Annotated in this window: 2 protein-coding genes; one reads left to right on the top strand and one right to left on the bottom strand. The window is 66.4% G+C overall.

All coding sequences use genetic code 11. From position 1 onward, the window contains the following. Positions 1–368 precede the first annotated feature (368 nt). Entirely contained in the window at positions 369–707 is a 339-nt protein-coding gene (locus G4H71_RS21530; protein ID WP_072740049.1) for an RNA polymerase-binding protein RbpA, read from the bottom strand. Positions 708–951: 244 nt separating this feature from the next. On the opposite strand from G4H71_RS21530, the gene G4H71_RS21525 reads away from it, so the two are divergent. Further along, on the top strand, positions 952–1284 hold the full coding sequence (locus G4H71_RS21525; protein ID WP_072740050.1) for a hypothetical protein: 333 nt from the start codon (positions 952–954) through the stop codon (positions 1282–1284). Positions 1285–1452 lie beyond the last annotated feature (168 nt).

Raw genomic sequence — 1452 nt, 5'->3', positions numbered from 1 at the left:
CACCCGTTACCACGTAGTTGCGGCAAGAAAGCAAACGAGCCCTGACCTGCGGTGAGATCCGTGTGCTCGGGATAGCGCGAAACCGCTTGACGATGTGACCGGTCCTAGTAGCCTGAGACAGGTCATGTGATCCACGTCTCAATCTTTGTGATGCCGGACGGGATCATGCGCGGTTCTTCGGCCGCGTGCTCGGGGCGTGACGTACTCGAATTTCACGATGAGTGTGTGACGTGTGAGCGCCCAGCGGATCGGAGTTGTGGATGTTGTGTGCAACGAGTGGAGCGCTCGAAGAACGACAAATGCCGCCCCGGTTGTTCCGGGACGGCACGGGCCGGGGGGCAGCACCCCCGAAAACGGAATTCCTGGCGTCAGGCCCCGCGGCGCTTCGCCTTGATGAGGTCTAGGCGCTCCTTGAGCAACTCGTCCAGTTCCTCCGTGCTGCGGCGTTCGAGCAGCATGTCCCAGTGGGTACGCGGAGGCTTGACCTTCTTGGCCTCCGGGGCGGTGCCTTCGATGAGGGTTCCTTCGAGGCCGTTACGGCACATCCAGGTACCGGGGATCTCGGCATCGTCGGCAAACGGGATGTCGAAGACCTCACCGTTCTCGCACCGATACTTCGCCATCCGGCGGGGCGCGAGATCATGGTCGCGGTCGGTCTCGTAGCTCACCGCTCCGAGCCGGCTACCTCGAAGTACGCGATCTGCCATGGTGGTGTCCTCTCTTCGATCGTCTCAGCGCAAGCACGTTCTCTTCAGGGGATCACGCGTTCACACACGGATACAACGCAGCGGACCCCGCAAAGGTTCCCGCAGGCTCCTGTGGGGGCTCAGGAGGGAACGCAACCACCCCATCTTACCGGTGCCGGGCCGCGTGCCTCGCACGCCCACTCCCGGTCGAGCGGGCCGCAGGGGACGTTCACCGGGAACGGCGACGCCAGTAGGGTGATCCGACATGGCCTCCGTGTCCCGCCGCCCCGAGTCCTGCCTGTGGTGCGGCCGAGAGGTCGCCGGTTCCGGGGTCGGGCGGCGCCGTCGCTATTGCCGGCAGTCGTGCCGTCAGCGTGCGTACGAGCAGCGGAGCCTGGTCCGGCGGTCCGACCTTCCCGCCGACTCGGTGGTCCTCACCGCCGACGAGGCCACGGCGCTGGCCGATCGAGCGTTCGAAGTCCGGGCGGCGGCGGAAGATGTCGCCACCGCGGTGGCAGAAGGTGCCGGCCGTGACGAACTCGCCGAACTCTGCGCGGACCTGGTTCAGCGTGCCCGTGAGGCCGAACGCCTGCGCTGACGGGCGGACGCACGCCACGATTCCGGACGGCTGACCCATCCCCGAGACCGTCCGCGACGAACTGCTCCACGTGGTGAGACCAATGGCGAGACCCATGGTGGTACCGGTGCCGTCGGCGGACAGAGGGCCGAAACGCACCCGCCACCTCGGACGCCGCACACGAGAACC

It is taken from the genome of Rhodococcus triatomae (assembly GCF_014217785.1).
GTDB lineage: Bacteria > Actinomycetota > Actinomycetes > Mycobacteriales > Mycobacteriaceae > Rhodococcus_F > Rhodococcus_F triatomae.
The sequence above is the reverse complement of the archived record's forward strand: the minus strand, read 5'-3'. Positions and strand labels throughout refer to the sequence as shown.